At 64.9% G+C, this 25,388-nt stretch carries 25 protein-coding genes and 1 pseudogene; 9 read left to right on the forward strand and 17 right to left on the reverse strand.

Annotated features, from left to right (window positions below; all coding sequences use genetic code 11):
• Positions 1-53 precede the first annotated feature (53 nt).
• The gene (locus ACRQ5Q_RS32020; RefSeq protein ID WP_439393919.1) at positions 54-560 is read left to right on the forward strand and encodes a DUF4142 domain-containing protein; all 507 of its coding nucleotides are present in this window, start codon (positions 54-56) and stop codon (positions 558-560) included.
• Between the two features lie 5 nt (positions 561-565).
• On the opposite strand, the gene ACRQ5Q_RS32025 is transcribed toward ACRQ5Q_RS32020, so the two are convergent.
• On the reverse strand, positions 566-862 hold the full coding sequence (locus ACRQ5Q_RS32025; protein ID WP_439393921.1) for a hypothetical protein: 297 nt from the start codon (positions 860-862) through the stop codon (positions 566-568).
• A gap of 282 nt (positions 863-1,144) precedes the next feature.
• Here ACRQ5Q_RS32025 and ACRQ5Q_RS32030 point away from each other — a divergent pair, with 282 nt between their 5' ends.
• Positions 1,145-7,441, forward strand: coding sequence for a HAMP domain-containing protein (locus ACRQ5Q_RS32030; RefSeq protein WP_439373879.1), 6,297 nt, complete (start codon positions 1,145-1,147; stop codon positions 7,439-7,441).
• A gap of 13 nt (positions 7,442-7,454) precedes the next feature.
• Positions 7,455-8,945, forward strand: coding sequence for an HWE histidine kinase domain-containing protein (locus ACRQ5Q_RS32035; protein ID WP_439373878.1), 1,491 nt, complete (start codon positions 7,455-7,457; stop codon positions 8,943-8,945).
• On the opposite strand, the gene ACRQ5Q_RS32040 is transcribed toward ACRQ5Q_RS32035, so the two are convergent.
• The gene (locus tag ACRQ5Q_RS32040) at positions 8,942-9,163 is read right to left on the reverse strand and encodes a hypothetical protein (protein ID WP_439393923.1); all 222 of its coding nucleotides are present in this window, start codon (positions 9,161-9,163) and stop codon (positions 8,942-8,944) included. The genes ACRQ5Q_RS32035 and ACRQ5Q_RS32040 overlap by 4 nt on opposite strands.
• A gap of 140 nt (positions 9,164-9,303) precedes the next feature.
• On the opposite strand from ACRQ5Q_RS32040, the gene ACRQ5Q_RS32045 reads away from it, so the two are divergent.
• Both ACRQ5Q_RS32045 and ACRQ5Q_RS32050 read left to right on the forward strand, forming a co-directional pair.
• Positions 9,304-9,573: a hypothetical protein gene (locus ACRQ5Q_RS32045; protein WP_439373876.1), complete on the forward strand. Its 270-nt coding sequence runs from the start codon at positions 9,304-9,306 to the stop codon at positions 9,571-9,573.
• Between the two features lie 93 nt (positions 9,574-9,666).
• Complete coding sequence (locus ACRQ5Q_RS32050; protein ID WP_439373875.1) at positions 9,667-9,900, forward strand: hypothetical protein; 234 nt, start codon at positions 9,667-9,669, stop codon at positions 9,898-9,900.
• 87 nt (positions 9,901-9,987) lie between these two features.
• Here ACRQ5Q_RS32050 and ACRQ5Q_RS32055 read toward each other — a convergent pair whose 3' ends face one another.
• Both ACRQ5Q_RS32055 and ACRQ5Q_RS32060 read right to left on the reverse strand, forming a co-directional pair.
• A complete protein-coding gene (locus tag ACRQ5Q_RS32055; RefSeq protein WP_439373874.1) occupies positions 9,988-10,197 on the reverse strand; it encodes a hypothetical protein in 210 nt (69 codons plus the stop codon).
• Between the two features lie 18 nt (positions 10,198-10,215).
• Positions 10,216-10,440 (reverse strand): hypothetical protein, encoded by a 225-nt coding sequence (locus ACRQ5Q_RS32060; protein WP_439393925.1) that lies wholly within the window; start codon positions 10,438-10,440, stop codon positions 10,216-10,218.
• A 115-nt stretch (positions 10,441-10,555) separates the two neighbouring features.
• Between ACRQ5Q_RS32060 and ACRQ5Q_RS32065 the strand changes: the two genes are divergently transcribed.
• Both ACRQ5Q_RS32065 and ACRQ5Q_RS32070 read left to right on the forward strand, forming a co-directional pair.
• Positions 10,556-10,750, forward strand: a complete 195-nt coding sequence (locus ACRQ5Q_RS32065) for a DUF3072 domain-containing protein (protein ID WP_439393926.1) — start codon at positions 10,556-10,558, stop codon at positions 10,748-10,750.
• 80 nt (positions 10,751-10,830) lie between these two features.
• Positions 10,831-11,112, forward strand: coding sequence for a DUF6496 domain-containing protein (locus ACRQ5Q_RS32070; protein ID WP_439373871.1), 282 nt, complete (start codon positions 10,831-10,833; stop codon positions 11,110-11,112).
• 12 nt (positions 11,113-11,124) lie between these two features.
• Here ACRQ5Q_RS32070 and ACRQ5Q_RS32075 read toward each other — a convergent pair whose 3' ends face one another.
• Positions 11,125-11,487 (reverse strand): hypothetical protein, encoded by a 363-nt coding sequence (locus ACRQ5Q_RS32075; RefSeq protein ID WP_439375523.1) that lies wholly within the window; start codon positions 11,485-11,487, stop codon positions 11,125-11,127.
• Between the two features lie 243 nt (positions 11,488-11,730).
• Positions 11,731-13,272 (reverse strand): Do family serine endopeptidase, encoded by a 1,542-nt coding sequence (locus ACRQ5Q_RS32080; RefSeq protein ID WP_439393928.1) that lies wholly within the window; start codon positions 13,270-13,272, stop codon positions 11,731-11,733.
• A gap of 210 nt (positions 13,273-13,482) precedes the next feature.
• Here ACRQ5Q_RS32080 and ACRQ5Q_RS32085 point away from each other — a divergent pair, with 210 nt between their 5' ends.
• The gene (locus ACRQ5Q_RS32085) at positions 13,483-14,319 is read left to right on the forward strand and encodes a universal stress protein (protein WP_439393930.1); all 837 of its coding nucleotides are present in this window, start codon (positions 13,483-13,485) and stop codon (positions 14,317-14,319) included.
• Between the two features lie 14 nt (positions 14,320-14,333).
• Here ACRQ5Q_RS32085 and ACRQ5Q_RS32090 read toward each other — a convergent pair whose 3' ends face one another.
• The 9 genes and pseudogenes from ACRQ5Q_RS32090 to ACRQ5Q_RS32130 all read right to left on the reverse strand — a co-directional run bounded on the left by ACRQ5Q_RS32090 (position 14,334) and on the right by ACRQ5Q_RS32130 (position 23,196).
• Positions 14,334-14,534, reverse strand: coding sequence for a hypothetical protein (locus ACRQ5Q_RS32090; protein WP_439373868.1), 201 nt, complete (start codon positions 14,532-14,534; stop codon positions 14,334-14,336).
• A gap of 206 nt (positions 14,535-14,740) precedes the next feature.
• Positions 14,741-15,147 (reverse strand): annotated as a pseudogene (locus ACRQ5Q_RS32095) (ribulose-phosphate 3-epimerase); the annotation flags it as partial.
• Between the two features lie 59 nt (positions 15,148-15,206).
• On the reverse strand, positions 15,207-16,133 hold the full coding sequence (gene cbbX, locus ACRQ5Q_RS32100) for a CbbX protein (protein ID WP_439373867.1): 927 nt from the start codon (positions 16,131-16,133) through the stop codon (positions 15,207-15,209).
• 99 nt (positions 16,134-16,232) lie between these two features.
• Positions 16,233-16,640, reverse strand: coding sequence for a ribulose bisphosphate carboxylase small subunit (locus ACRQ5Q_RS32105; protein ID WP_439393932.1), 408 nt, complete (start codon positions 16,638-16,640; stop codon positions 16,233-16,235).
• 11 nt (positions 16,641-16,651) lie between these two features.
• Positions 16,652-18,112 carry a form I ribulose bisphosphate carboxylase large subunit gene (locus ACRQ5Q_RS32110; protein ID WP_439393934.1) on the reverse strand — a complete coding sequence of 487 codons (1,461 nt, stop codon included), beginning with the start codon at positions 18,110-18,112 and terminating at the stop codon, positions 16,652-16,654.
• Positions 18,109-19,224, reverse strand: coding sequence for a class II fructose-bisphosphate aldolase (gene fba, locus ACRQ5Q_RS32115; protein ID WP_439393936.1), 1,116 nt, complete (start codon positions 19,222-19,224; stop codon positions 18,109-18,111). The genes ACRQ5Q_RS32110 and fba overlap by 4 nt, the downstream gene beginning before the upstream one ends.
• An 11-nt stretch (positions 19,225-19,235) precedes the next feature.
• Positions 19,236-21,254 (reverse strand): transketolase, encoded by a 2,019-nt coding sequence (gene tkt, locus ACRQ5Q_RS32120; RefSeq protein WP_439373863.1) that lies wholly within the window; start codon positions 21,252-21,254, stop codon positions 19,236-19,238.
• 16 nt (positions 21,255-21,270) lie between these two features.
• Positions 21,271-22,146 carry a phosphoribulokinase gene (locus ACRQ5Q_RS32125; protein ID WP_439393938.1) on the reverse strand — a complete coding sequence of 292 codons (876 nt, stop codon included), beginning with the start codon at positions 22,144-22,146 and terminating at the stop codon, positions 21,271-21,273.
• Between the two features lie 12 nt (positions 22,147-22,158).
• Complete coding sequence (locus tag ACRQ5Q_RS32130) at positions 22,159-23,196, reverse strand: class 1 fructose-bisphosphatase (RefSeq protein ID WP_439393940.1); 1,038 nt, start codon at positions 23,194-23,196, stop codon at positions 22,159-22,161.
• Positions 23,197-23,316: 120 nt separating this feature from the next.
• On the opposite strand from ACRQ5Q_RS32130, the gene ACRQ5Q_RS32135 reads away from it, so the two are divergent.
• On the forward strand, positions 23,317-24,294 hold the full coding sequence (locus ACRQ5Q_RS32135) for a LysR family transcriptional regulator (protein WP_439393942.1): 978 nt from the start codon (positions 23,317-23,319) through the stop codon (positions 24,292-24,294).
• Between the two features lie 240 nt (positions 24,295-24,534).
• Here the strand turns inward: ACRQ5Q_RS32135 and ACRQ5Q_RS32140 are convergent, their stop codons facing one another.
• Both ACRQ5Q_RS32140 and ACRQ5Q_RS32145 read right to left on the reverse strand, forming a co-directional pair.
• A complete protein-coding gene (locus ACRQ5Q_RS32140) occupies positions 24,535-24,744 on the reverse strand; it encodes a hypothetical protein (RefSeq protein ID WP_439373859.1) in 210 nt (69 codons plus the stop codon).
• 139 nt (positions 24,745-24,883) lie between these two features.
• Complete coding sequence (locus tag ACRQ5Q_RS32145) at positions 24,884-25,300, reverse strand: DUF4118 domain-containing protein (RefSeq protein ID WP_439373858.1); 417 nt, start codon at positions 25,298-25,300, stop codon at positions 24,884-24,886.
• Positions 25,301-25,388 lie beyond the last annotated feature (88 nt).

Below are 25,388 nucleotides of genomic sequence, written 5' to 3' on the forward strand. Positions count from 1 at the left end.
TGCCGGATCGTAACGTTTGCGGAACTTCGCACCGTACGCGGGCATTGCCATGGATGCGAGTTCTTGTTGCCATCTTCCTGGTGTTCATCGGCAGCTCAGCCTTGGCCGACAGCACCGGCGAGCAAAGGCCTGATAACCGCGCGCCGGCGGCCATCGACGTCATCAGCGGCCTCTACGCGTTCAGCCGCTTTCAGCACGCCCTCCTGGAGAGCACCGAGCTGAACGGCAATGCGGAGGTGAAGAACCTTGCCGCCTTGCGCGCCGAAGAAGCTGCGAAACGGGACAAGACGCTCAAGGAAATTCAGGAGGCGATCGGCGCCGAGCCCCGCATCGGCAAGCGGGCGAGCGCTCGCCTCGCCGAGCCCGACAGTTCGGACGGACCGACTTACGTCCGGACTTTCTATGCCGCTCAGATCCCCGAATATGAAGCGACCATCGCCCTGCTCGAACGCTATCTCCGGACACCCGACAATGTCGCGCTTGCAGCGTTCGCGCGCGAACAGCTGCGGACGCTGCGCTCGCAGGTCAAGGATGCCGAGCGCACCATGGCCGATAAATAGCCGCCCTACTCGTCGTTCGGATGATGCTGCTGGCTCTCCGGTCGCACCGGGCGGTCGCTCTCCGGCATCTTGTCCCGGCCTGCATCCCCGTTATCGTCCTTTCCCCCCGAGGTCGACGTGCCGCTTCCGCTGGGGTTGGATCTGGCCGCGCTTCCCGTGGTCTGCGCATCCCCGTGCGGGGTGGCGGAGCTCGCAGCGGGATCGCCGGTGACCGCTCCGCGCCCGCTGGGCGCGCCCGCCTGCGCCAGCGCCGATCCCGCAGCAAATGTTGTAACGATCAAGACGGCGAACCCGGCTCTCATGTGCACTCTCCCTGTGTCTGCTGGCTCAACCTCGAGGGCCATTGCCCGTTCCTGAGCCGCGCGTCCGGGAGCATCGAGAATGTCGAGGGCGGGAGCCGAGAAACTTGTGAAACCCTCTGGAACCATTTGCGGTTTTCACCGTTATTTGCACCGGGCTGAGCAGAGCAGGTTCCATTTCCGGGTGCCGCGACCTTGGCGCTTGATTTCGAATTTGGCTGACGCTCTAGTTTGATCAATTGCGTCTTGCCGCAGGTCCGGCCGACGCCCGCGGGGGAATCAAGTATGAGCGACCTCGATCCCGGAACTGCATCACGCTCCGGTCGTCGTGTCCCAAAGCCAAAAAACAACGGTATGTCGGAGCCGGATTCCCGGGCGGAATTGCTACTGGCCTTACAAGCCATGCGCAGCGGCGATTTCTCGGTACGCATGAGCGGCGACTATCTCGGCATCGACGGCAAGATTGCCGACACTTTTAACGAAATCATCGCCGCCAACCAGCGCATGGCGCAGCAGCTCGAACTGGTCGGCCAAGTGGTGGGGCGTGAGGGCAAGACCCGGCAGCGCGTGAAGTTCGGCCTCGCCTCGGGCTCCTGGGCGGACATGGAAGGCTCGGTCAACACGCTGATCGACGACCTGCTGTGGCCGACTCGCGAGGTGACGCGGGCGGTCGCGGCGGTGGCGCAAGGCGACCTGCTGCAGACCGTCAAGCTCGACGTTGACGGCCGTCCGCTCCGCGGCGAGTTCCTGCAGTCGGCGAACATCGTCAACACCATGATCAAGCAGCTCGGCGTGTTCACCTCCGAGGTGACGCGCGTGGCGCGCGAAGTCGGCACCGAGGGTAAGCTCGGCGGCCAGGCCCAGGTGCCGGAGGTGACCGGCGTCTGGAAGGATCTGACCGAGAGCGTCAACTCGATGGCGAACAACCTGACCAACCAGGTTCGCAACATCGCCGAGGTGACGATCGCGGTGGCCAACGGCGACTTGTCGAAGAAGATCACCGTCGACGTCCGCGGCGAGATCCTTCAGCTCAAGGAAGCCATCAATACGATGGTGGATCAGCTCCGCTCCTTCGCCTCGGAAGTCACGCGCGTCGCGCGCGAGGTCGGGACCGACGGCAAGCTCGGCGGACAGGCGATCGTGCCCGGCGTCGCCGGCACCTGGAAGGACCTGACCGACTCCGTGAACGCGATGTGCGGCAACCTCACCGCGCAGGTCCGCAACATCGCCAACGTCACCACGGCCGTGGCGCGCGGTGACCTGTCGCGCAAGATCACAGTGGACGTGCGGGGCGAAATCCTGGAGCTGAAGGACACCATCAACACCATGGTGGACCAGCTCAACTCCTTCGCCTCGGAAGTGACGCGTGTCGCGCGCGAGGTCGGCACCGAAGGCAAGCTCGGCGGCCAGGCCCAGGTGCCCGGCGTCGCCGGCACCTGGAAGGACCTCACCGACAACGTCAACTTCATGGCCTCGAACCTCACCGCGCAGGTCCGCAACATCGCCGACGTCGCAACCGCCATCGCCGGCGGGGACTTGTCGAAGAAGATCACCGTGAACGTCTCGGGCGAGATCCTTCAGCTGAAGGAAACGCTGAACACCATGGTCGACCAGCTCAATGCCTTCGCTGGCGAAGTCACGCGCGTCGCGCGCGAGGTCGGCACCGAAGGGCGGCTCGGCGGCCAGGCCAACGTGCTCGGCGTCGCCGGCACCTGGAAGGACCTCACCGAGAGCGTCAACTCGATGGCGTCGAACCTGACCGCACAGGTTCGCAACATCGCCGAGGTGACGACGGCGGTCGCCGGCGGCGACTTGTCCAAGAAGATCACCGTGGACGTGCGCGGCGAGATCCTGGAGCTGAAGGACACCATCAACACCATGGTGGACCAGCTCAACGCATTCGCCGGCGAGGTCACGCGCGTGGCGCGCGAGGTCGGCACCGAAGGCAAGCTCGGCGGCCAGGCGCAGGTGCGCGGCGTCGCCGGCACCTGGAAGGACCTGACGGACTCGGTCAACTCGATGGCGTCGAACCTGACCGGCCAGGTCCGTAACATCGCCGAGGTCGCCACCGCCGTCGCCAAGGGCGACCTGTCGAAGAAGATCACCGTGAACGTGTCGGGCGAGATCCTTCAGCTGAAGGAGACGCTCAACACCATGGTCGATCAGCTCAATGCCTTCGCCGGCGAAGTCACGCGCGTCGCGCGCGAGGTCGGCACCGAAGGCAAGCTCGGCGGCCAGGCGCAGGTGACGGGCGTCGCCGGCACCTGGAAGGACCTCACCGACAACGTCAACTCGATGGCGGGCAACCTCACCGCCCAGGTCCGCAACATCGCCGAGGTCGCCACCGCCATCGCCGGCGGCGACCTGTCGCGCAAGATCACGGTGGACGTGCGTGGCGAGATCCTTCAGCTCAAGGACACGCTGAACACGATGGTCGACCAGCTCAACCGCTTCGCGGGCGAGGTGACGCGCGTGGCGCGCGAGGTCGGCACCGAAGGCCGCCTCGGCGGTCAGGCCAACGTGCCCGGCGTCGCCGGCACCTGGAAGGACCTCACCGACAGCGTGAACTCGATGGCAGGCAACCTCACCGCGCAGGTCCGCAACATCGCCGAAGTGACCACCGCCGTGGCGCGCGGCGACTTGTCCCGCAAGATCACCGTGGACGTGAAGGGCGAAATCCTCGAGCTGAAGAACACCATCAACACCATGGTGGACCAGCTCAACGGTTTCGCCGGCGAAGTCACCCGCGTCGCGCGCGAGGTTGGCACCGAAGGCAAGCTCGGCGGCCAGGCCGAGGTGCCCGGCGTCGCCGGCACCTGGAAGGACCTCACCGACAACGTCAACTTCATGGCGTCGAACCTGACGGCGCAGGTCCGCAACATCGCCGAGGTCGCAACTGCGATCGCCGGCGGCGACCTGTCGAAGAAGATCACGGTGGACGTGCGCGGCGAGATCCTGCTGCTGAAGGATACGCTGAACACCATGGTCGAGCAGCTGCGCTCCTTCGCCGCCGAAGTGACGCGCGTCGCGCGCGAGGTCGGCACCGAGGGCCGGCTCGGCGGCCAGGCCGTCGTGCCGGGCGTCGGCGGCACCTGGAAGGACCTCACCGACAACGTCAACCTGCTCGCTGCGAACCTCACCACGCAGGTCCGCAACATCGCCGAAGTGACCACCGCCGTGGCGCGCGGCGACCTGTCGCGCAAGATCACCGTGGACGTGAAGGGCGAGATCCTCGAGCTGAAGAACACCATCAACACCATGGTGGATCAGCTCAACGCCTTCGCCGGCGAAGTCACCCGCGTGGCGCGCGAGGTCGGCACCGAGGGCGAACTCGGCGGTCAGGCCCAGGTGCCTGGTGTGGCCGGCACATGGAAGGATCTCACCGACACCGTGAACTTCATGGCGGCAAACCTGACCGAGCAGGTGCGCGGCATCGTCAAGGTGGTGACGGCGGTCGCCAACGGCGACCTCAAGCAGAACCTCACGGTGAAATCAAAGGGCGAGGTCGCCGCGCTCGCCGACACCATCAACAACATGACCGAGACGCTCGCAACCTTCGCCGATCAGGTGTCGTCGGTGGCGCGCGAGGTGGGCGTCGAAGGGCGCCTCGGCGGCCAGGCCGACGTGCCCGGCGCGGCCGGCACCTGGAAGGACCTCACCGGCAACGTCAATCTTCTGGCAGCCAACCTCACCTCGCAGGTCCGCGCGATCGCGGAAGTGGCGACCGCCGTGACCAAGGGCGACCTGACGCGCTCGATCCAGGTCGATGCCCGCGGCGAAGTCGCGGAACTGAAAGACAACATCAACACGATGATCACGAACCTCCGTCTGACGACGGACGTGAACACCGAGCAGGACTGGCTGAAGACCAACCTCGCGAAATTCACCAACATGCTGCAGGGCCAGCGCGACCTCGCCACCGTGGGCCGGCTGCTGCTGACCGAGCTGTCGCCGCTGGTGAATGCCCATACCGGCGTGATCTATCAGGTCGAGAGCGAGGACAATCCGCAGCTCCTGCTGCTCGCCTCCTACGCCGGCGACGGCGTCTATCCCTATCAGCGCGTGGTGCAATTCGGCGAAGGCTTGATCGGCCAGTGCGCGCTCGACCGGCGGCCGCGCGTGGTCGGAGACATTCCTTCCGACGTGGTCCCGATCAACTCGGCGCTGTTCCGCGTCGCCCCGAAGAACCTCGTCGTGCTGCCGGTGTTGTTCGAAGGCCAGGTCAAGGCGGTGATCGAGCTCGCCTCGCTCACCTCCTTCACGACCTCGCAGATGACCTTCCTCGAGCAGCTCACCGACTCCATCGGCATCGTGCTCAACTCGATCGAGGCGACGATGCAGACCGAAGGCCTGCTCAAGCAGTCGCAGCAGCTCGCCACCGAGCTCCAGACCCAGCAGCGCGAATTGCAGCAGACCAACGACCAGCTCGAGCAGAAGGCGCAGCAGCTCGCCGAGCGAAACGTCGAGGTCGAGCGCAAGAACCAGGAGATCGAGCAGGCCCGCCGCGCGCTGGAGGAAAAGGCGACCGAGCTCGCGCTGACCTCGAAGTACAAGTCCGAATTCCTCGCCAATATGAGCCACGAGCTGCGCACGCCGTTGAACTCGATCCTGATCCTCGGTCAGCAGCTCACCGACAATCCTGACGGCAACCTCACGGCCAAGCAGGTCGAGTTCGCCCGCACCATCCACGGCGCCGGCACCGACCTGCTCAACCTCATCAGCGACATTCTCGACCTCTCCAAGATCGAGTCCGGCACGGTGACGGTCGATGCCGAGGAGATCCTGACCGCCAACCTGCTCGAGACCGTCGGCCGGCCGTTCAGGCACGAGGCGGAGAACCGCGGCCTCTCGTTCAAGATCGACGTCGATCCGAACCTCGCGCGCAGCATCGTCACCGACTCCAAGCGCCTGCAGCAGGTTCTGAAGAACCTGCTCTCCAACGCTTTCAAGTTCACCGCCGAAGGTGAAGTGCGCCTGAAGGTCGAGGCCGCCCTCGGCGGCTGGGGAACCGATCACCCGGTGCTGAACTCCGCGCCGGCCGTGATCGCGTTCGAGGTGTCGGATACGGGAATCGGCATTCCGCTGGAGAAGCAGAAGCTGATCTTCGAGGCGTTTCAGCAGGCCGACGCCGGCACCAGCCGCAAATATGGCGGCACCGGCCTCGGCCTTGCCATCAGCCGCGAGCTCGCGAGCCTGCTCGGCGGCGAAATCCATCTGCGCAGCGCGCCGGGCAAGGGCTCGACCTTCACGCTCTATCTGCCGCTGAAATATTCCGGGCCGACGCTGGCGTCGCGCGCCGCCCCGTCGCCGCAGCAATACAACCAGCCGCCGGCGCTGCAGGCGGCCGCGCCGGAGCAGCAGCGCGTGATCGAGCAGCTGCCTGACGACCGGCTCAACCTCGAGCCCGGCGACAGCATCCTCCTGATCGTCGAGGACGATCCGCATTATGCGCGGGTGCTGGTCGACCTCGCGCGCGACAAGGGCTTCAAGGTGCTGGTCGCCGCGCGCGGTGCGGAGGCACTCGAGCTTGCCAAGCAATACCAGCCCTGCGCGGTTTCGCTGGACGTGTTCCTGCCCGACATGCTCGGCTGGACCGTGCTGAGCCAGCTCAAGCACAATCCGCTGACCCGCCACATCCCGGTGCAGATCATCACCCTCGACGAGGACCGCCAGCATGCGCTGGCGCGCGGCGCCTTCTCCTTCGTCAACAAGCCGACAACGACCGAAGGCGTCGCGGCGGCGCTGACGCAGATCAAGGAATATGCGCGTCCCAGGCGCAAGCGACTCCTGATCGTCGAGGACAACGAAGCCGAGCAGCTCTCGATCCGCGAGCTGCTGCACCACGACGACATCGAGATCGTGGCGACCGATACCGGCGCCGGCGCGCTCTCGATGCTGCGCGAGGCGCCATGCGATTGCGTGGTGCTCGACCTCCGCCTGCCGGATATGAGCGGCTTCGAGGTGCTGGACCAGATCCGCAATGACGAAACCCTCTCGAACGTTCCGGTGGTGGTCTTCACAGGCCGCGAGCTTTCGGCGGAGGAAGATGCCGAGCTGCACACCATGGCACGCAGCATCGTGGTCAAGGGGGTGGAATCGCCGGAACGCCTGCTCGACGAAACCGCGCTGTTCCTGCACCGCGTGATCACGGAACTCCCTGCCGAGAAGCAGCGCATGTTGGAGAAGCTGAACAGTTCCGATGAGGACCTGATCGGCAAGACCGCCCTGCTCGTCGACGACGACGCCCGCAACATCTTCGCGTTGTCGAGCGTGCTGGAACGGCGCGGCATGAAGGTGCTGACGGCAACCACCGGCAGCGAAGCCGTGACGCTGGTCGAATCCAATCCGGAAATCGCCATCGTGCTGATGGACATCATGATGCCGCAGATGGATGGCTATCAGACCATCGGTGTGATCCGCGACAACCCGGCCTTCGCCCGCCTTCCGATCATCGCATTGACCGCCAAGGCGATGAAAGGCGACCGCGAGAAATGCCTGGAAGCCGGTGCCTCCGACTACCTCGCAAAACCCGTCAACACCGATCAATTGCTGCTTGCGATCCGCATGTGGCTGCACCGCTGAGCTGGATCCGCGAATGGACCACGAAAAGGTCAATATCCTCCTCGTCGACGACCAGCCGGCCAAGCTGCTCGCCTACGAGGTGATCTTGAAGGATCTCGGTGAGAACCTCGTGATCGCATCGTCCGGTCGCGAGGCGCTGGAGGTGCTGCTCAAGACCGAGGTCGCGGTGATCCTGGTCGACGTCTGCATGCCCGAACTCGACGGCTTCGAGCTTGCGGCGATGATCCGGGAACATCCGCGCTTCCAGAAGACCGCGATGATCTTCATCTCGGCCATACAAGTGAGCGACATCGACCGGCTCCGCGGCTACGAGATGGGCGCGGTCGACTACGTGCCGGTGCCCGTCGTGCCGGAGGTGCTGCGCGCCAAGATCAAGGTGTTTTCCGAACTCTACCGCAAGACCCGCGAGCTCGAACGGCTGAACCAGGAACTCGAGGACCGAGTCCGCGCCCGCACGGCGGAACTGGAGAACTCCACCGCCAAGCTGCGCGAGAGCGAGCAGCGCCGCAGCATGGCGATTGCCGCCGGCAAGATGGGGTCCTGGGACTGGGACTGGATCAACGGCGACTGGATGTGGGACGAAGGCCAGTACCGCATCTTCGGCGTGAGCCCGGAGAGCTTCGAGGTCAACCCCGCAAACGTTCAGGCACTGTTGCATCCGGACGACGTCGATCAATTGCGCAAGGCCATCGCCGAATTCAACAAGGGCACGCGCTCTTACGAGACGGAGTTCCGCATCGTGCGCCCCGATGGCGACGTCCGTTGGTGTGTCGGCACGGCCGCCGCCACGGCCGACAATAGCGGCCGCGTGGTGCGCGTGAGCGGCGTCACCGTGGACATCACCGAACGCAAGCGTGCCGAGGAACGGCAAAACCTGCTGGCGCGGGAAGTCGATCATCGCGCCAAGAATGCGCTGGCGCTGGCGCAATCGATCGTGCGCCTCACTCGTGCCGACGAAGTCAAGGCCTACGTCAACGCCGTCGAAGGGCGCATCAATGCGCTCGCGCGGGTGCACACGATCCTGTCGCTCTCGAGCTGGCAGGGCGCCGAGCTTTCCAAGCTGATCGACGAGGAGCTTGCACCCTATTCGCTCGGCGACCAGATCCGATTGGCCGGTCCCGAGGTTCAGCTGGTCCCTGCGACGGCGCAGACGTTGGCGCTGGCTCTTCACGAGCTTTTCACCAACTCCGCAAAATATGGCGCGCTCTCGACGAGATCCGGCCGGCTCTTGATCGGCTGGCAGGTCGAGGAAGGCCGCCTCGCGCTGACCTGGGAGGAATCCGGCGGTCCGCTGGTGAGGACGCCGAAGTCTCGCGGTTTCGGCACGCGGAGCCTGCTTGCGAGCGTCGAGTCCCAGCTCGGCGGACGGGCGCAATTCGATTGGCGGCCCGAGGGCCTGTTGTGCCGCCTGGAGGTGCCGCTGACCTGCAAGACGCCTGTCTCGGCAGCGCAGGATAAGTCCGAAGCCGACACCTCGCCCGAGCTGCAGCGCGCGTCGGGTTAACCGGACGCGGCGACCTTCGTGCGCAGGATCGACCGAGGTTCGTCAGCGACGCGCCCTTCGAGCCAGGCTTCCGTTGTTGCGAGATCGCGCAGCGCCCTCGCATAGCGGCGGGCGGCGCTTCGCTCCGCGCCGCGCGGCAGCTTGCGCGCCTTGCGCAACATGTCCGCGGCCGCATTCCGATAGGCCAGCGAGCGATAGAGATAGACGACCTTACCCATATCGAGTGTCCCATGTTGATGGAGCTCATCCTCGCAAGCTCCGCATGAACGCCGGATGAAGCGGCGGATGACAATTCCTTCATGCGAATGGAACCCGAGATCATCGCACGCGTTTGCATGTGCAATCGAGGGTTGGTTCCATGCGTGCGAACAAGACACCCAAGAAGCCGTCGAGCCTGCTCTCTCCCACCGGCGTCATCAAGCTGGTGACGCATGCGATGATGGGCGCAGCTCTCGGGCTCGCATTCGGTCTCGCGCTCACTCTGTCCAATCCGGCGGTCGCCAATCTGCTCAATCACGGCGGAAGCCAGGCCATTCTGGTGTTCGCCCTCACATTGGTCACAACGTTCGCGATCGGTGCGACACTCACGGGCGTCGTGTTCATCATCGACGAGGACAAGGAATTTTGAAGGTCGCGGGAAAGATGCGGGTTCTTGTCGGGAACTCCTGTGACGAACAGCAGTTGGCTGCCTGCGTCAATTTAACCCAGGGAGTTCCCGCGCATGAAGACAACCAAGCTCGCACTCGCCGTGATGTTGGCAACCGGCCTTGCCGCCGCTCCGTTTGCCGTGCAGGCCAAGTCGCACAAGGCGAAACATGGATCCTCGATGTCGTCATCGCAGACCACCGGCGCCAACACGAAAGCCAGGAGTCCCGATCCGTCCGGTCAGGGCGGCTCCGGCCCCGGCTCCGATCAGGGCGGCACGATGACCAAGGGCATGAGCACCACCAAGTAGGGCGCGCTGCTCATCGAAGGTCCCGCAATCGCGGGACCTTCTCGCTTGGGCATCCGATGCGATCCCTCTGACCCCGCATTGCGCGCGCTAGTCGCGTTGCATATCGGCGATGCTCAGTCCACCGCTCGCAGTATTCATCTTCACGAGATGGTCGAGCTGCGCCCGCTTGCGCGCAATCAGGAGCTGGGCCGCAGCGTCGTCGAGCCCCTCCCGCTGCAACTGCCGGATCGCGGAGCCCAGTTCGAGAATCTCGGCGCGCAGTCTCAGGATCCGGTACGTGTCCGGGTCTTCCTCCATGACGCACTCCCAAAGCTCTCAGCGCCGCACGATCGTCCGGCCAGGATCTGCGACTTTCTTCTTCAGCGGACGAAGCCGTACACGATCACGGACAACCGGCAGGACATCGCCACCGCCGGCCGCTCTCCATTCGCCGATCAACAGGTTGATTTTCCGGCGCAGGCCCATCTGCGTCAGGGCCATTTCCGTGCAGTCCCGACCCCGATCGACGAGGTCCCGCACGGATGCCTCGACGTCGGCCATCTCTAACCTTAAGGAGCTGATTTTACGTCGAATTTCATTAATTCTGTTGTCCATGTCTTGTTAGAACAAAATAAGAACATATAGTCAAGTCGCGATTTCAGAATGGAGAGCGGACATGCAGATTCAGGGTAAATACGACGCCAAAGCTTTTCTCATGGAGCAAATGACCCGGGCGCAGGGCCTGCGGCTGAAGCGGCTGAGTGAAGAGGCGTATCAGCCTGCGCAATATGCGCGAGATCTGTCCTTCACCGAGGCCGCGCGCCGCATCCAGGCGCTCGAAGCTGAGATCGCGCTCGCGAACTCCTTCTAGCTTCATCGGGAGCGTCGCTGACGCGCTTTCGGAACCATGGCAGTGTCGCGTGGTTTTCCCCCGGCCAAGGGAGAAAACGCATGGCACGCAAGGCAAAGAAACGACGTTACTCGCGCAGCTCCGGCAGCGATGTCGAGAGCGAAATGCGCCGCTACAAGAAAGGCACAGCCAAGAGCGGCCGCGGTGGTCGCGGCGGACGCGTGAAGAGCCGCAAGCAGGCGATCGCGATCGGACTCTCCAAGGCTCGCAAGAAGGGCAAGAAGGTCCCGAAGAAAGCGTCCAAGCGGAAGACATCCAAGAAAAAGACGTCCAAAAAGCAGTCGACCAGGAAATCGTCGAAACGCAAATCCAGCAAGCGCTGACGCTGACACCCGTCAAATCATGCTGCCCGGCATGAAGCACCGGATCGAAATCCCGAACGCCGTCTTCACCGGCCAAACCATGGTGCGCCCCGCCCGATTCGGTTCGGTGATCACGGCTTCATCCGGCACATCGACCCATTGACCGTCTAGTCGCACGCGATAATGCCCGTCGTGGGATTCCCAATCTGGATCCGAGACGGCAAATCCATCGGCGTCCGAGCAGCACGGGCCGAGATGGCTCCGCAAGCTGTCGAACCAGGGCTTGAGCGGTGAATTGGCATATCGGCCGTCGTCGCGTCCGAGGGCGCTTCCGGTCGACAGCACGAGCGGCACCAGGAGCAGCGCACGTCTCAGCGAGAGCTTCAATCGATCCATGTCGGCACCGATCAAATGCGAACACCGGCTGGTTCCAGAAAGCAGCCGGACGTTCGGAGTTCCACCCCATGCAAGCAGTATGGACTCCAAAGTCTGACGCGCGAACGCGGCTTTTTCGGACGAACCCGTCATCAATGCTGCCGTTAACGAGAATGTTATCGTGAGCCTGTGGGTATCCTCAACGCCAGCGCGAAAAAGGCGGCCCTCCGGCCGCCTTTTGGATTATGCTTCAGAGCGAAGGACTTAAGCGAGCGGCACCGCCACGAACCGGGTCGCCTCCACACCCTTCACCTGAAGCAGCACGCTGTTCTTGCCGGACGATTTTGCCTGGGCCAATTCAGCTCGGACGTCCGAGACATTGGCGACGGGCTTGCCGCCGACATTGAGGATGACGTCGCCGGTCTGGATGCCGCGCTGCGCTGCCGGCCCTTGCGGATCGACCTCGGTGACGACGACGCCCTTCTGACCGGCGCCCTGCACCTCTCCGGCCGGCGCGAGGCTAAGCCCGAGACGCGGCGTGCCCTTGTCAGGCTGCACCTTGCCCTCCTCGGCTTTACCGTTCGCCTGCCGCTCGTTCGGCAACTCGCCGAGCGTGAGTGTCACGGTCTTGCTGCCGCCATTGTGGAAGACATCGAGCTTCACGGACGTGCCCGGTGCCAGCGTCGCGATGGTGCGGGCGAGGTCGCGGGAGTCCTTGATCGCTGTGCCATTGACGGCGGTGATGACGTCGCCCGCCTCGATCCCGGCCTTCGCCGCCGGGCTGCCGTCCTGCGGATTGTCGACGATCGCACCGCGTGCCTCCTTCAGGCCGAGACTGTCGGCGATATCGGCGGTCACCGGCTGCACCTGCACGCCGAGCCAGCCGCGCGTCACCGCGCCCTTGTCCTTCAACTGCGCGACGACGAGCTTTGCGGTCGCCGCCGGGATGTCGAAGCCGATGCCGACCGAGCCTCCCGACGGTGAGAAGATCGCGGTGTTCACGCCGATCACGTTGCCGCTCATGTCGAAGGCAGGGCCGCCGGAATTGCCCTTGTTGATGGGTGCGTCGATCTGGATGAAATCGTCATAGGGCCCGTTGCCGATGTCACGGCCACTGGCAGAGACGATGCCGGCCGTCACGGTGCCCCCGAGGCCGAAGGGATTGCCGACCGCAACCACCCAGTCGCCGATCCGCGGCTTCTGCTCGGCGAAATTGACGAAGGGGAAGTCCCTCTTGCCGTCGACCTTGATCAGCGCGAGATCGGTCTTCGGATCGGTGCCGACCACCTTCGCGGTGTAGGTCGTGCCGTCATCCATGGTGACCTGCACGGACTCGGCGTGGTCGACGACGTGATTATTGGTCACGGCGTAGCCGTCGGCGGAGATGAAGAAGCCGGAGCCCTCGCCCGTGACCATCTGGTGACGCTGGCGAGGCATGCCGTTCATGCCGCCCGGAGAGCGGAAGCCGAACTGCCGCGAGAACTGGTCGAACGGAGAGTCCTCGTCGGAATCCATCCGGTTCTGCTGCAGCATCGCATTCTTGTCGTTGTCGCGGTCGATCTTGACCCGCACCGAGATCACGGCTGGTTTGACCTTGGCGACGAGGTCGCCGAAGCCCGGCGGGGTCGCGGTGCTTTCCGCGGCGTGCGCGGGCGAGATCAGGAAGGTCACGCCGAACTGCGCCGTACCGGGAGAGCCGGCCAGCACGGCCACGCCAAGCGCGGCCACGGTACCGAGCAGCGCAAGCCGGCGCGGTCCCAGGATCTTCCGGGTCGTGGTGATGTCGGAATTGACGCGATCGTTCATGTCGAAATATCCATGTTGGGTCAGGTGTCGCCTTGCACCCAACATGGGGGTTGCCACCTTACGGCGTTCCGTCCACGCGATTAAATCTTGGCAAAGGTGCTGAGGCCGGCGCCACTCAAAATCGCGGCCGCACGTTTGATGCAGCTCAAGGCCTCCCCACCGCGCAGTGGAAGACTGCGGCTGTCCAACGATGTCGATCGGAGGCGCGCCATGTACAAAGATATTCTCGTCCATATCCCGACCGAACGGCCGATGCGCGCCGTGATCGACGGTTCGATCTCGCTCGCGGCGCATCTCAACGCCCATCTCGACGCGGTCGCGGTCGGCTATGTCGCGAGCAGCGCAGCCTACGTGCTGGACGGCGGCGCCGCCGTAGCGGCCGTGTTCGAGCTGGAACGCGAGCGTGCCCTGGAGCGGGCCGAGGCCGCGCTCGAGGTGTTCAAAAGCGAAGCGGCCAACGCCGGCATTTCCTACACCTGCCATCCGCTCGGCGCGATCCCCGCGGATGCGGCCAGCTCGCTCGGCGAAATGGCGCGGCTGCACGATCTCAGCATCGTGCTCCAGCCCGATCCGGCTCAAGGTTCGTTCGACAATGTCGTGCCTGGCGAAATCCTGTTCCAGGCCGGCGGCCCGGTGCTGTTCCTGCCCTACACCTTCCGTGGTGCCTTCAAGGCGAAGCGGATCGGGATTTGCTGGGACGGCAGCCGCGTCGCCGCCCGCGCGATGCGCGACGCAGCACCATTCCTGGCGCGCGCCGAAGGGATCGTGCTCATCACGATCAACGCAGCCGATTCGGTCCCGGGCGAAGTATCGGCAAGCAATCTGGCGAGGCATCTCGGCCGGCGGGGCCTGTCGACCCGCACCGTCGGGCTGTCAGCCGCCCGATCCGACATCCAGCCGACCATCCTCTCGCTGGCGGCCGACGAGAACCTCGATCTGCTGGTGATGGGCGGCTACGGCCATTCGCGATTACAGGAGCGCTTTCTCGGCGGCGTTACCCGCGGCATGCTGGAGGCCATGACGATCCCGACGCTGATGTCGCATTAGCGAAGCCGATGCTCTCACGCCGCGGCGGGCGTCTCCCACTCCGCGGCCTCGTCGCGTTGCGCATTGCACGCGTCGAAATGCGCCTTCAGCGCCATCTCGGCGAGATATTCGAAATGTTCGGCCTGACCGAGGAGTTCCCAGTTCTGAAGCGGCCTGTAGGCGGCCTGCTGACGACAGAGGGACGCCAGCGCCCGGTAGCGACGTACGTTCTCCATGAGACCCTCCCGCGCATTCACCTGGGCTTATTGCCCTGATTTGCGTCAGGCCAATGGCGTTTATGCAAAACATTTGCTGCGTGCACAACGCGCTTAACCTGGGTTAATTTTCGAGAAAGCCGGGTAAGAATTTTGGTTCCAAACCTACAGCGAGGAGGAGCCGATGCCGAAATGGTCCATCGCCATCCGGGTGCCCCTCCCATAGTCTACCCGATACGGACTCCATCGCTTACGCGCATCCGCATCGCGGAACTATCTTGCACATGCGGAACCCGGCCGCCTTCGGCAGCGATGCGAATGGCCGCGATGTTCGCGGCGTAATCGGGATTGCTCTTGCCGCGGAACACGGCGGAGCCCGCCACCAGCGTATCGGCACCGGCGGCGGCGATCGCTGCAGCATTGTCACGCGTGATGCCGCCATCGACCTCGCGCCGGATCGGCCTAGCGCGGATAATGCTTCGAACGCGCCGGATCTTTTCGAGCTGGGACTCGATGAAGGCCTGGCCGCCGAAGCCCGGATTGACCGTCCGGTTTCGAGGGGGCAGAGGCTGACTCCGGCCTTCTTGCCGAGCGCGCGGATCGCCTGAAGCGAGCGATCGAGATGCGCGCCCGAGACGCGCGAAGTCTGCGGCCAGGATCGAGGGGGCAATAAGGATCTCGCTGGTCATGCCTTCACGCTCCTTCCCCAACCGAACCACCGCTGAAGACGCGGCTTGCAAGGACATCAGCCGGATCGATGGTTTCGAGGTCGGCGACATCGAGCATGCGGTTGAGATCGGACACCAGGCGGTCGGCCTGCCGCAGGCGGATGCGATCGACGGCGTTGCGGATCGAGCGCGCGTTGGAGAAGAACGGCTGGGTCCGGCGCAGGGCGATGTATTTCTCGAACGCCTCGCGTGCCGCTGCCGAGAAGCGATAGCCGCGCTCCTTCAGCATCAGCTCGGCAATGACGAGCAGCTCGGCCTCCGCATAATCAGGGAATTCGATGTGGTGCGCGATGCGCGAGCGAAAGCCGGGATTGGAGGCGAAGAAGCTCGTCATCCGCTCGCCATAGCCGGCGAGGATCACGACAAGATCCTCACGCTGGTTTTCCATCACCTGGAGCAGGATCTCGATCGATTCCTGGCCGTAGTCGCGCTCGTTGTCGGGACGATGCAGATAGTAGGCCTCGTCGATGAACAGCACGCCGCCCATCGCCTTCTTCAGGATCTCCTTCGTCTTCGGTGCGGTGTGGCCGATATACTGGCCGACGAGGTCGTCGCGCGTCACCGAGATCACCTGCCCGCGCCGCACGAAGCCGAGGCCATGCAGGATCTTGGCCATGCGTAGCGCGACAGTCGTCTTGCCGGTGCCGGGATTGCCGGTGAACGACATGTGCAGCGTCGGTGGCGCCGCGGCGAGGCCAGCGCGCTGCCGGATACGCTCGATCAGCAGCAGCGATGCGATCTGGCGCACGCGGTTCTTCACCGGCTTGAGCCCGATCAGCTCCTGATCGAGTTGTTGCAGCGTCTCGGTGATACCGGCCGCCTCGGCCTCCTTCCGAAGATCGAACTGCGTCTCGCTTGGATCGATCGTCGTTGCGTGGGGGACATCGAGCATCGGCACCTCGAACAAAAGGGCTTCGCCGCCGGGAAGCGGCGAAGCAGTGGTCCGCCAAGGAAACGGAGCAGGGAGCGCTCCGCGCGGAAGTGAGAATCGCTATTGCGCGGCGTGGGCGGCGGGCTTTCGTACCGTGCTGTAGCGGATCGCGCGGCCGCCAACTTCCTGCCGCACGAGCTCGAATTCCGCTTCCTGCGGGGGCCGGTTGACGAGGAAGGAGATCCGCACCGACTCCCAGCCATGGCTGGAATCGAAGCCGCTGATCCGGATGTAACGATCGCCATACACCCTGCGGCATTCGGCGAGCTCCATCATCACGCCAGCGGCGTCCTGGAGGTCGAACATCGGCAGGCCCCACATCTCCCAATAGGTGTTGCGGGGATGCGGGTCGTCGGTGAATTCGATGTTCACCGCCCAGCAATTGGCGAGGCAATACTGCACCTGGCTGGTGATCTGCTCGTCGGTCAGATCCGGCAGGTACGAGAAGCAGCCCTGGGTCAATTTCATGTCAAATCTCCTCAGACGGTTTCCAGCGCCGTCGGCACGAAGTCCGGCGTGTCGGTGGACTGATAGTTGAAGGTGACGTCCTTCCAGACATCGAGCGCGGCCTTAAGCGGCGTGCAGGTCTGGGCCGCCTCGGCCAGGATCTCCGGCCCTTCGTGGACGTAGTCGCGGCCCTCATTGCGGGCGAGGATCATCGCCTCCAGCGCCACGCGGTTGGCGGTCGCGCCGGCCGCAATGCCCATGGGATGGCCGATGGTGCCGCCGCCGAACTGCAGCACGACGTCTTCACCCAGGAGGTCGAGCAACTGGTGCATCTGGCCGGCATGGATGCCGCCGGAAGCGACCGGCATCATCTTGTTGAGGCTGGCCCAATGCTGGTCGAAGAACAGGCCGTGCTCGAGCTTGGTCGGATTGAAGTCCTCGCGGCAGACATCGTAATAGCCGCGCGTGGTATGGGGATCGCCTTCGAGCTTGCCGACCACCGTGCCGGCATGGATGTGATCGACACCGGCGAGCCGCATCCATTTGGCGATGACGCGGAACGACACGCCATGGCTCTTCTGCCGCGTGTAGGTCGAGTGACCGGCGCGATGCAGATGCAGGATCATGTCATTGCGACGGGCCCATTTCGCCATCGACTGGATCGCGGTGTAGCCGATCACGAGGTCGATCATGACGATGACCGAGCCGAGCTCCTTGGCGAACTCCGCGCGCTCGTACATGTCCTCCATGGTCCCTGCGGTGACGTTCAGGTAGGTGCCCTTGACCTCGCCGGAGACCGCCTGCGCACGGTTCACGGCCTCCATGCAATACAGGAAGCGGTCGCGCCAATGCATGAACGGCTGCGAGTTGATGTTCTCGTCGTCCTTGGTGAAGTCGAGTCCGCCCTTGAGCGCCTCGTAGACCACGCGGCCGTAGTTGCGGCCGGACAGACCGAGCTTCGGCTTCACCGTTGCGCCCAGCAGCGGCCGGCCGAACTTGTCGAGCCGCTCGCGCTCGACAACGATTCCGGTCGCCGGTCCCTGGAACGTCTTCACATGGGCGACGGGAAAGCGCATGTCCTCGAGGCGCAGCGCCTTCAACGGCTTGAAGCCGAACACGTTGCCGATGATCGAGGCCGACAGGTTGGCGATCGAACCCGGCTCGAACAGGTCGAGATCATAGGCGATGTAGGCGAAGTACGAGCCCGGCGTGCCCGGCACCGGATCGACGCGATAGCATTTCGCGCGATATTTCTCGGCCGCCGTCAGGCGATCAGTCCACACCACCGTCCAGGTCGCGGTCGAGGATTCGCCGGCGACCGCGGCCGACGCCTCGATCGGGTCGACGCCCTCCTGCGGTGTGACGCGGAACAGGGCAATGACGTCGGTGTCCTTTGGCGTATAATCGGGCTCCCAATAGCCCATGCGCTTGTACTCCATCACGCCGGAGCGATAGCGTTCCTTGCCGCGGACCGTGCCTGCATGTGCGTTCATGTCTCTCTCCTGCTCTCTCTGATTCGTTGGGCCGCCACGGACTCGCGGGCGTCGACGCGCGGATCGAGCTCGCCGGCACGGTACCGCCGCGCCATCTCGCTCAAGGGAACGACCTTGATCTTGCTGGCGTGGCCCGCAGTGCCGAATTGCTCGAACCGCTCGCGGCAGAGCTCGCGCATTGCGTCCATCGCGGGCTTGAGGAACTTGCGCGGATCGAACTCGGAGCGCGTCTGCGCGGCGACTTTCCGGAACATCGCGGTCATCGCGAGGCGGCAGTCGGTGTCGATATTGACCTTGCGCACCCCGCTCTTGATGCCGCGGACGATCTCCTCGACCGGCACGCCCCAGGTCTGCGGCATCTCGCCACCAAACTGGTTGAACATGTCCTGGAGCGGCTGCGGCACCGAGGAGGAGCCGTGCATGACCAGATGCGTATTCGGCAGCCGGCGATGGATCTCCTCGACCACCCGCATCGCCAGGATGTCGCCATCGGGCTTGCGGCTGAACTTGTAGGCGCCGTGCGAGGTGCCCATCGCGATCGCCAGCGCATCGACCTTCGTCGCGCGGACGAAATCGACAGCCTGGTCCGGATCGGTCAGCAACTGATCGTGGCTGACCTTGCCCTCGACGCCATGACCATCCTCCTGTTCACCGCCGCCATGTTCGAGCGAGCCGAGCACGCCGAGCTCGCCTTCGACCGATGCGCCGGTCCAATGAGCGAGATCGACGACGCGGCGCGTGATCGCGACGTTGTAGTCATAATCGGCCGCAGTCTTGGCGTCGGCCCTGAGCGAGCCGTCCATCATCACCGAGGTGAAACCATGGGCGATGGCGGAGGCGCAGGTCGCCTCGTCATTGCCGTGGTCCTGGTGCATGCAGAGCGGGATGTCCGGATAGGTCCGCTCCAGCGCGTCGATCATGTGCGAAAGCATGAGATCGCCGGCATAGTTGCGCGCGCCGCGCGAGGCCTGGATGATGACGGGCGCGTCGACCTCGGCCGCCGCCTGCATGATCGCGATGCCCTGCTCCATGTTGTTGATGTTGAACGCCGGCACGGCGTAGCCGTGGCTTGCGGCGTGATCGAGCAGTTGGCGAAGTGTGATACGGGCCAAGGTCGTCCTCCTTATTGGCTCTTGCGGGCGATCGCCCGGCGGGCCGATTCCGCAACACTCTGCGGCGTGATGCCGAATTCGCGGTACAGCACTGGCGCCGGCGCCGAGGCGCCGAAACCGCGCATGCCGACGAATTCACCGTCGGTACCGATCCAGCGATGCCAATCGCCGGCGACGGCCGCCTCGATGCCGACGCGCGGCGCGGTGCCGAGCACGGCGGCGCGGTAATATTCCGGCTGCTCCTCGAACAGCGCGAAGCAGGGTGCAGAGACAACGGCTGCACGGATGTTCTCAGTTGCAAGCAGGCGCGCGGCTTCCATTGCAATCGACACTTCCGAGCCGGTCGCCATCAGCGTCACGTCGCGGCCGCCGTGGGGTGAGACGATGAGATAGGCGCCGCGTGCGACGCGGTTTCTGCCGCGGACATCGCTGCGGAAGGTCGGCAGGGCCTGCCGCGACAGGCACAGCACGGACGGACGATGCTCCGCCATGAGCGCACAGTCCCAGGCCTCCAGCGTTTCCACGGCATCGGCCGGCCGGAACACGAGCAGGTTCGGAATGACCCGCAGCGCCGCGAGATGCTCCACCGGCTGGTGCGTCGGGCCGTCCTCGCCGAGGCCGATGGAGTCGTGCGTCATCACATGGATGACGCGCAGCCGCATCAGCGCCGCAAGGCGGATCGCGGGCCGGCTGTAGTCGGAGAACGCGAGGAACGCGCCGCCATAGGGAATGAAGCCGCCATGCAGCGCGAGGCCGTTCATCGCAGCGGCCATGCCGTGCTCGCGGATGCCATAGTGGATGTAGTCGCCGGCGAATGCGCCACGCCGGACGGGAGCCTGAGCCTTGGCATGCGTCAGGTTCGAATGCGTCAGGTCCGCCGAGCCGCCGACCAGGCCGGGAATTGTCCCGGCGATGCCGTCGAGCACCTGTTGCGAGGCCTGCCGCGTGGCGAGCTTCGGCCGCTCTCTGGCAAAGCGCCCGCGCAATTTCGCAGCGGCCAGCGCATAGGCGGCCGGCAGCGGGACGGTCTTGCCCTCGACGAACAGGTCGCGCTGCTCCGGCGTCGCGTCTTCGTAGCGACCGAGCCACGCGAGCCGATCGACTTGCCCGCGCTGCCCGATCATCCGCCACGCCTTGAGCACCGGGATCGGCACGACGAAGGGTTGATAGTCCCAACCGAGAGTTCGGCGCGCGGCCATCGTCTGCTCGGTGCCGAGCGGCGCGCCGTGCGCCTTCTCGGTGCCCTGCAGATCAGGCGCGCCATAGCCAATGATGGTGCGGCAGGCGATCAGCGATGGCTTTGCGGTCTCGCGCTCCTTCGCAATCGCCTGCGCAACGGCTTCGGGATCATGCCCGTCGACACGGCGCACCGACCAGCCGGAGGCGGCGAAACGCGCGAGCTGGTCATCCGACGTCGCGAGCGACGTCGGACCGTCGATGGAGATGCCGTTGTCATCGAACAGCACGATCAGCCGGCCGAGCTGGAGGTGACCCGCGAGGGAGATCGCCTCGTGGCTGATGCCTTCCATCAGGCAGCCATCGCCGGCGATGACATAGGTGAAGTGATCGACGAGGCCATCGCCATGCCGCGCATTGGCCATGCGCTCGGCGAGCGCCAGGCCGACCGCCGTTGCAATCCCCTGCCCCAGCGGTCCCGTCGTGGTCTCGACGCCGGGCGTGTGACCATATTCGGGGTGGCCCGGCGTCTTCGAGCCCCATTGCCGGAAGGCCTTGATGTCATCGAGGCTGACGTCCCCGCCGGTGAGGTGCAACAGCGCATAGAGCAGCATAGAGCCGTGGCCCGCCGACAGCACGAAGCGGTCGCGATCCGGCCAGTTTGGATGCGCCGAGTCGAATTTCAGGAAGCGCGAGAACAGCACCGTCGCGACATCGGCCATGCCCATGGGCAGTCCGGGATGGCCCGACTGCGAGGTCTCGATGGCATCGACTGCGAGGAAGCGGACGGCATTGGCGAGATCGTCGTGCGTGACCGCCGTGAGGTCGGCTTCGGCGTGGACGGAGATGTTCATCGGATTCTCTCCCTGTTCACTTCAGGCTGCGCTTCCGCTCGATCAGCTGCATGATCAGCGGCGTCAGGATCAGCTGCATCGCCAGATCGAGCTTCGCGCCGGGGCACACGATCGAATTGGCGCGGGACATCCAGCTCTGCGGCAGCATCGAGAGCAGATAGGGGAAGTCGATGCCGCGCGGGTTCTTGAAGCGGATCACGACCATCGATTCGTCCGGCGTCGGGATCCAGCGCGCGATGAACGGATTGGAAGTATCCACCGTCGGCACGCGCTGGAAGTTGATGTCGGTCTCCGTGAATTGCGGACAGATGTAATGGATGTAATCGGGCATCCGCCGCAGGATCGTGTCGGTCACGGCCTCGGTGGAATAGCCGCGCGCGCTGCGGTCGCGGTGCAGCTTCTGGATCCATTCGAGATTGATGACGGGCACGACGCCGATCTTGAGGTCGGCATAACGCGCGACGTTGACCTTGTCGGTGACGACGGCGCCGTGCAGGCCTTCGTAGAACAGCAGGTCGGAGTTCTCCGGCAGTTGCTTCCAGTCGGTGAAGGTGCCCGGTGCCGCGCCGTGCAGCGCGGATTCCTCGACGTCGTGGACGTAGTGCCGCGTCACCGCGGTGCCGGTCTCGCCATAGTCGCGGAAGGCGCGCTCCAGCTCCTCGAACAAATTGGTCTCGGGGCTGAAATGGCTGAAGTGCTTGTTGCCGCGCTCGGCTTCCTTCGCCATCTGCGTGCGCATCTCGGCGCGGTCGTAGCGGTGGAAGGCGTCGCCTTCGATGTAGGCGGCATTGACCTTGTCGCGGAAAAAGATCTGCTCGAATGTCTTCTTGACCGAGGTCGTACCGGCGCCGGAGGAGCCGGTGATGGAGATGATCGGATGCTTCCTGGACATGCGTCACCTCGCTCAGAGTCGGAAGAATCCGCGCCGCGCGAACAGCGGCGCCGAGACGCTGGCAACCAGCAGCGGATCGCAATGCAGCTCCTCGACGCGCCGCACCTCGTTGCTCGAGCCCATGATCAGCGGCACGCGCTGGTGCAGGCTTTGTGCGGAGAGGTCGAGGATGCGACCGCGCCCGGTCGAGGCCGAGCCGCCGGCCTGCTCGATGATCATGGCCATCGGATGCGCCTCGTAGGTGAGGCGCAGGCGGCCGTCGCCATAGCCGGGCCGCGCATCGGAGGGATAGAGGAACACGCCGCCGCGGGTGAGGATGCGGTAGGCTTCCGCGACCAGCGAGCCGATCCAGCGCATGTTGAAATCGCTGTTCGCGGGCCCCTCGACGCCGGCGAGGCATTCGTCGATGAAGGCGCGCACCGGCGGATCCCAGTGGCGGCGGTTCGAGGTGTTGATCGCGAACTCCTCGCAGGCCTCGGAGATCTGCACGGCGCTGCGCGCGAGGCGGAAGCAGCCGGCGTTGCGGTCGAGCGTGAAGATGTCGACGCCCTCGCCGAGCGTCAGCACCAGCGAGGTCTGCGGCCCGTAGGTGACGAAGCCGGCCGCGAGCTGCGCCGAGCCGCGCTGATGGAAGGCGAGACCGAGATCGTCGGGTGCGGGCAGGATCGAGAAGATCGTGCCGACGGTCATGTTGATGTCGATGTTGGAGGAGCCGTCGAGCGGATCGATCGCGACGCAGATGCGGCCGTCGCGGTCGCCGATCTGCGGCTCGCGCATCTCCTCCGACGCCAGCGCCGCGATCGGCAGCCTGCCGAGGCAGCGGCGCAGGATCGCATCCGCCTGCACGTCGAGATCGCGCTGGACATCGCCGTCGCTGTTGCGGCCCGTCGTCAGGCCCGAGGCGTCAGCGAGATCGCCTGTCGCGATGAGATCGGCAATCTCGATCGCCGCCACCGCGACGGCATCGACGGCGGCCGCAACGGCCAGTGCGTGGGGCCTGGTCTCTAAATACCGCGGAAGGTGGTCGTCGAGCCTGAGTTGCCCGGTCATTTGCGTCCGTCCCCTAGGCCGGCGCCGCATCCATTGCCCTCCACGCTGGAGGTCGGTGCGGTCAGTCCCGGTACGAGGAGATTGACAGCGGCGGCTTAATAAGAAAAATTTCTATTCATAATGAGCACCAAAGAATTTTCTTATAATGGCTCCGGCCATGCGGCGGCCCAGCTTCGGCATCTGACGATCCGGCAGCTTCGCTCGCTTGCGGCGTTGTCGGCCAAGGGCAGCGTGACGGCGGCCTCCGGCCACCTCGGGCTGACACAGCCAGCCGTGACCCAGCAGCTGCGGCAGCTTCAGGACCTCGCCGGCTTGCCGCTTGTGCAGCGGACCGGCGACGGCATGCTGCTGACCGAGGCGGGCGAGGAGGTGCTGGCGCTCGCCGAGCGGGTCGAAGCCGCGATCATGGATTGCCAGGGCGCGCTCGACCTGCTGGCGGGGCGGACCGGCGGCACCGTGCAGCTCGGCGCGGTCTCGACCGCGAAATATTTCGTGCCGCATGCCATCGCCGCGTTCTCGAAGCGGCATCCCAAGATCGAGATCAAGCTCACCATCGGCAATCGCGAGGAGATTCGCGAGGCCATGCACGGCTACGACCTCGATTTCGCGGTGATGGGTCGGCCACCGGCCGACGTCAGCGTCGACGTCCGCCAGCTCGGACGCAATCCGCACGTCATCGTCGCGCGCAAGGGGCACTGGCTGGAGAAGGATTCCGGGCTCAGCCTGACCGATCTCGTGCACGAGACCTTCCTCACCCGCGAGCCCGGCTCCGGCACGCGGACGCTGATGGAGGGCATGTTCCAGAGGTCGGACCTGGAGCCGATCATCGGCATGGAGATGAGCAGCAACGAGACCATCAAGCAGGCGGTGATCGCCGGGCTCGGCATCGCCTTCATCTCGGCCCACACAGTCGCGCATGAGCTCGCCGAGGGCCGGCTCGTCGTGCTCGATGTCGCCGGCCTGCCGATCGTGCGGCAATGGTACGTGATCCGCCGCAGCGACAAGGTGCTGCTGCCGCCGGCACAGGCCATGTTCGATTTTTTGGGATCGGAAGGGTCGAATTATCTGCCCGACGTGCCCGGGCTCGGCGGGCGGTAGGCAGCCCGCGTTCAGGCCATCAACTTCATCGCGATCGTCGCCGCGAGAATGACGATGATCTGCAGCAGGCGCTCTGTCGTGAAGATGCGGTTGAAGGTGGTCATCGCTCGCCCCCGCCCTCCCTGAAGGAGATCTCGATCGGGATGTTGCTAGCACAAGCGGGCGCCGAGACAATCCCGTAGTCGTCCCGGGTCGCGCGCCCGGGCGGGTCGATCGCGCTACGCCCTGCGCGGTGAACGATCAGGCCGCAAGCGGAGCGGCGTAGTCGATGCGCGTGGCGAAATAGGCCTCGAGCTCCGACAGCGCCCGCGCTTCCCACTCCCTCGCCTGCTCCAGCAGCGACCAGCTCTGGCCCGGGCGGAACGCCGCGGTTTGGCGATAGAGCGATGCGATGCCGCGATAGCGGCGCACGTTCTCCAAGATGGCGTGTCCGTTGATCTGGCCGTTCATGGTCGAAAACTCCCTCGTCATTCCCGGGGGAGAAATTGCGGCCAAAATCTTTTTCGAAAAGTTAGCGGCGCCCGGCAAGCTCGCGCATGGTTGCCGGACTGTTGCGCGTGTGCAACGCGCAGGCTGGCACAAGGCCGAACTATTGCGACTTCGTTGCCGCGCTCTCGCGTGAAGGCTTCAGCCCGCCGCGTCTGATGATCGTCGTCTCGCGGCAGAGATCGCCAAGGCCGATCAGGAGCACGGCGAGCAGGCAGAACAGGTTGATGGAATCGGCATTGGCGCTGGTCAGCGGGGTGAACTCGAAGAACGGTGGTATGAATGCCCACCACACCAGTGGAATGGTGAGCAGCGCGGCGAATGCCGCCGCCGGCGCGCCCGCGACAAGCGCGAGCACGAACAGGCTGGGCAGGAACGCTGCGAAATAAAGCTTTGCGCCAAGCGCGACGCAGATGCCCTGAAGCATGGCCGATACCGCGACGATAACCAGGCCCAGCAGAAACGCCTGCCACGACCATGGCCGTACCCGGGGTACGCCAAACAGCCCCGCTTGCCTCATCAGCCTCCCCCGCCGCCCGTTAACCAGGTCCCATTGCGACGAAAGTACAACAACCGCAACCAAACGGCGAGATGGAAATTGCGGCGCC

The sequence above is a fragment of the Bradyrhizobium sp. PMVTL-01 genome (assembly GCF_051861855.1).
Taxonomy (GTDB): Bacteria; Pseudomonadota; Alphaproteobacteria; order Rhizobiales; family Xanthobacteraceae; genus Bradyrhizobium.

Excerpts from the sequence above, each read along its gene's own strand:
- tkt (WP_439373863.1), bottom strand. The coding sequence starts at position 21,254 with ATGAACATCTCCGTCCACGCCGAAGCCGACCTCACGGCGGTCACGCAC.
- ACRQ5Q_RS32125 (WP_439393938.1), bottom strand. The coding sequence starts at position 22,146 with ATGTCCAGGAAGCATCCGATCATCTCCATCACCGGCTCCTCCGGCGCC.
- ACRQ5Q_RS32135 (WP_439393942.1), top strand. The coding sequence starts at position 23,317 with ATGAGCACCAAAGAATTTTCTTATAATGGCTCCGGCCATGCGGCGGCC.
- ACRQ5Q_RS32110 (WP_439393934.1), bottom strand. The coding sequence starts at position 18,112 with ATGAACGCACATGCAGGCACGGTCCGCGGCAAGGAACGCTATCGCTCC.
- ACRQ5Q_RS32140 (WP_439373859.1), bottom strand. The coding sequence starts at position 24,744 with ATGAACGGCCAGATCAACGGACACGCCATCTTGGAGAACGTGCGCCGC.
- ACRQ5Q_RS32020 (WP_439393919.1), top strand. The coding sequence starts at position 54 with ATGCGAGTTCTTGTTGCCATCTTCCTGGTGTTCATCGGCAGCTCAGCC.
- ACRQ5Q_RS32050 (WP_439373875.1), top strand. The coding sequence starts at position 9,667 with ATGAAGACAACCAAGCTCGCACTCGCCGTGATGTTGGCAACCGGCCTT.
- ACRQ5Q_RS32090 (WP_439373868.1), bottom strand. The coding sequence starts at position 14,534 with ATGGAGAACGTACGTCGCTACCGGGCGCTGGCGTCCCTCTGTCGTCAG.
- ACRQ5Q_RS32070 (WP_439373871.1), top strand. The coding sequence starts at position 10,831 with ATGGCACGCAAGGCAAAGAAACGACGTTACTCGCGCAGCTCCGGCAGC.
- ACRQ5Q_RS32060 (WP_439393925.1), bottom strand. The coding sequence starts at position 10,440 with ATGGCCGACGTCGAGGCATCCGTGCGGGACCTCGTCGATCGGGGTCGG.
- ACRQ5Q_RS32065 (WP_439393926.1), top strand. The coding sequence starts at position 10,556 with ATGCAGATTCAGGGTAAATACGACGCCAAAGCTTTTCTCATGGAGCAA.
- ACRQ5Q_RS32040 (WP_439393923.1), bottom strand. The coding sequence starts at position 9,163 with ATGGGTAAGGTCGTCTATCTCTATCGCTCGCTGGCCTATCGGAATGCG.
- ACRQ5Q_RS32105 (WP_439393932.1), bottom strand. The coding sequence starts at position 16,640 with ATGAAATTGACCCAGGGCTGCTTCTCGTACCTGCCGGATCTGACCGAC.
- ACRQ5Q_RS32045 (WP_439373876.1), top strand. The coding sequence starts at position 9,304 with ATGCGTGCGAACAAGACACCCAAGAAGCCGTCGAGCCTGCTCTCTCCC.
- ACRQ5Q_RS32075 (WP_439375523.1), bottom strand. The coding sequence starts at position 11,487 with ATGGATCGATTGAAGCTCTCGCTGAGACGTGCGCTGCTCCTGGTGCCG.
- ACRQ5Q_RS32130 (WP_439393940.1), bottom strand. The coding sequence starts at position 23,196 with ATGACCGGGCAACTCAGGCTCGACGACCACCTTCCGCGGTATTTAGAG.
- cbbX (WP_439373867.1), bottom strand. The coding sequence starts at position 16,133 with ATGCTCGATGTCCCCCACGCAACGACGATCGATCCAAGCGAGACGCAG.
- ACRQ5Q_RS32085 (WP_439393930.1), top strand. The coding sequence starts at position 13,483 with ATGTACAAAGATATTCTCGTCCATATCCCGACCGAACGGCCGATGCGC.
- ACRQ5Q_RS32025 (WP_439393921.1), bottom strand. The coding sequence starts at position 862 with ATGAGAGCCGGGTTCGCCGTCTTGATCGTTACAACATTTGCTGCGGGA.
- ACRQ5Q_RS32035 (WP_439373878.1), top strand. The coding sequence starts at position 7,455 with ATGGACCACGAAAAGGTCAATATCCTCCTCGTCGACGACCAGCCGGCC.
- ACRQ5Q_RS32030 (WP_439373879.1), top strand. The coding sequence starts at position 1,145 with ATGAGCGACCTCGATCCCGGAACTGCATCACGCTCCGGTCGTCGTGTC.
- ACRQ5Q_RS32080 (WP_439393928.1), bottom strand. The coding sequence starts at position 13,272 with ATGAACGATCGCGTCAATTCCGACATCACCACGACCCGGAAGATCCTG.
- ACRQ5Q_RS32055 (WP_439373874.1), bottom strand. The coding sequence starts at position 10,197 with ATGGAGGAAGACCCGGACACGTACCGGATCCTGAGACTGCGCGCCGAG.
- ACRQ5Q_RS32145 (WP_439373858.1), bottom strand. The coding sequence starts at position 25,300 with ATGAGGCAAGCGGGGCTGTTTGGCGTACCCCGGGTACGGCCATGGTCG.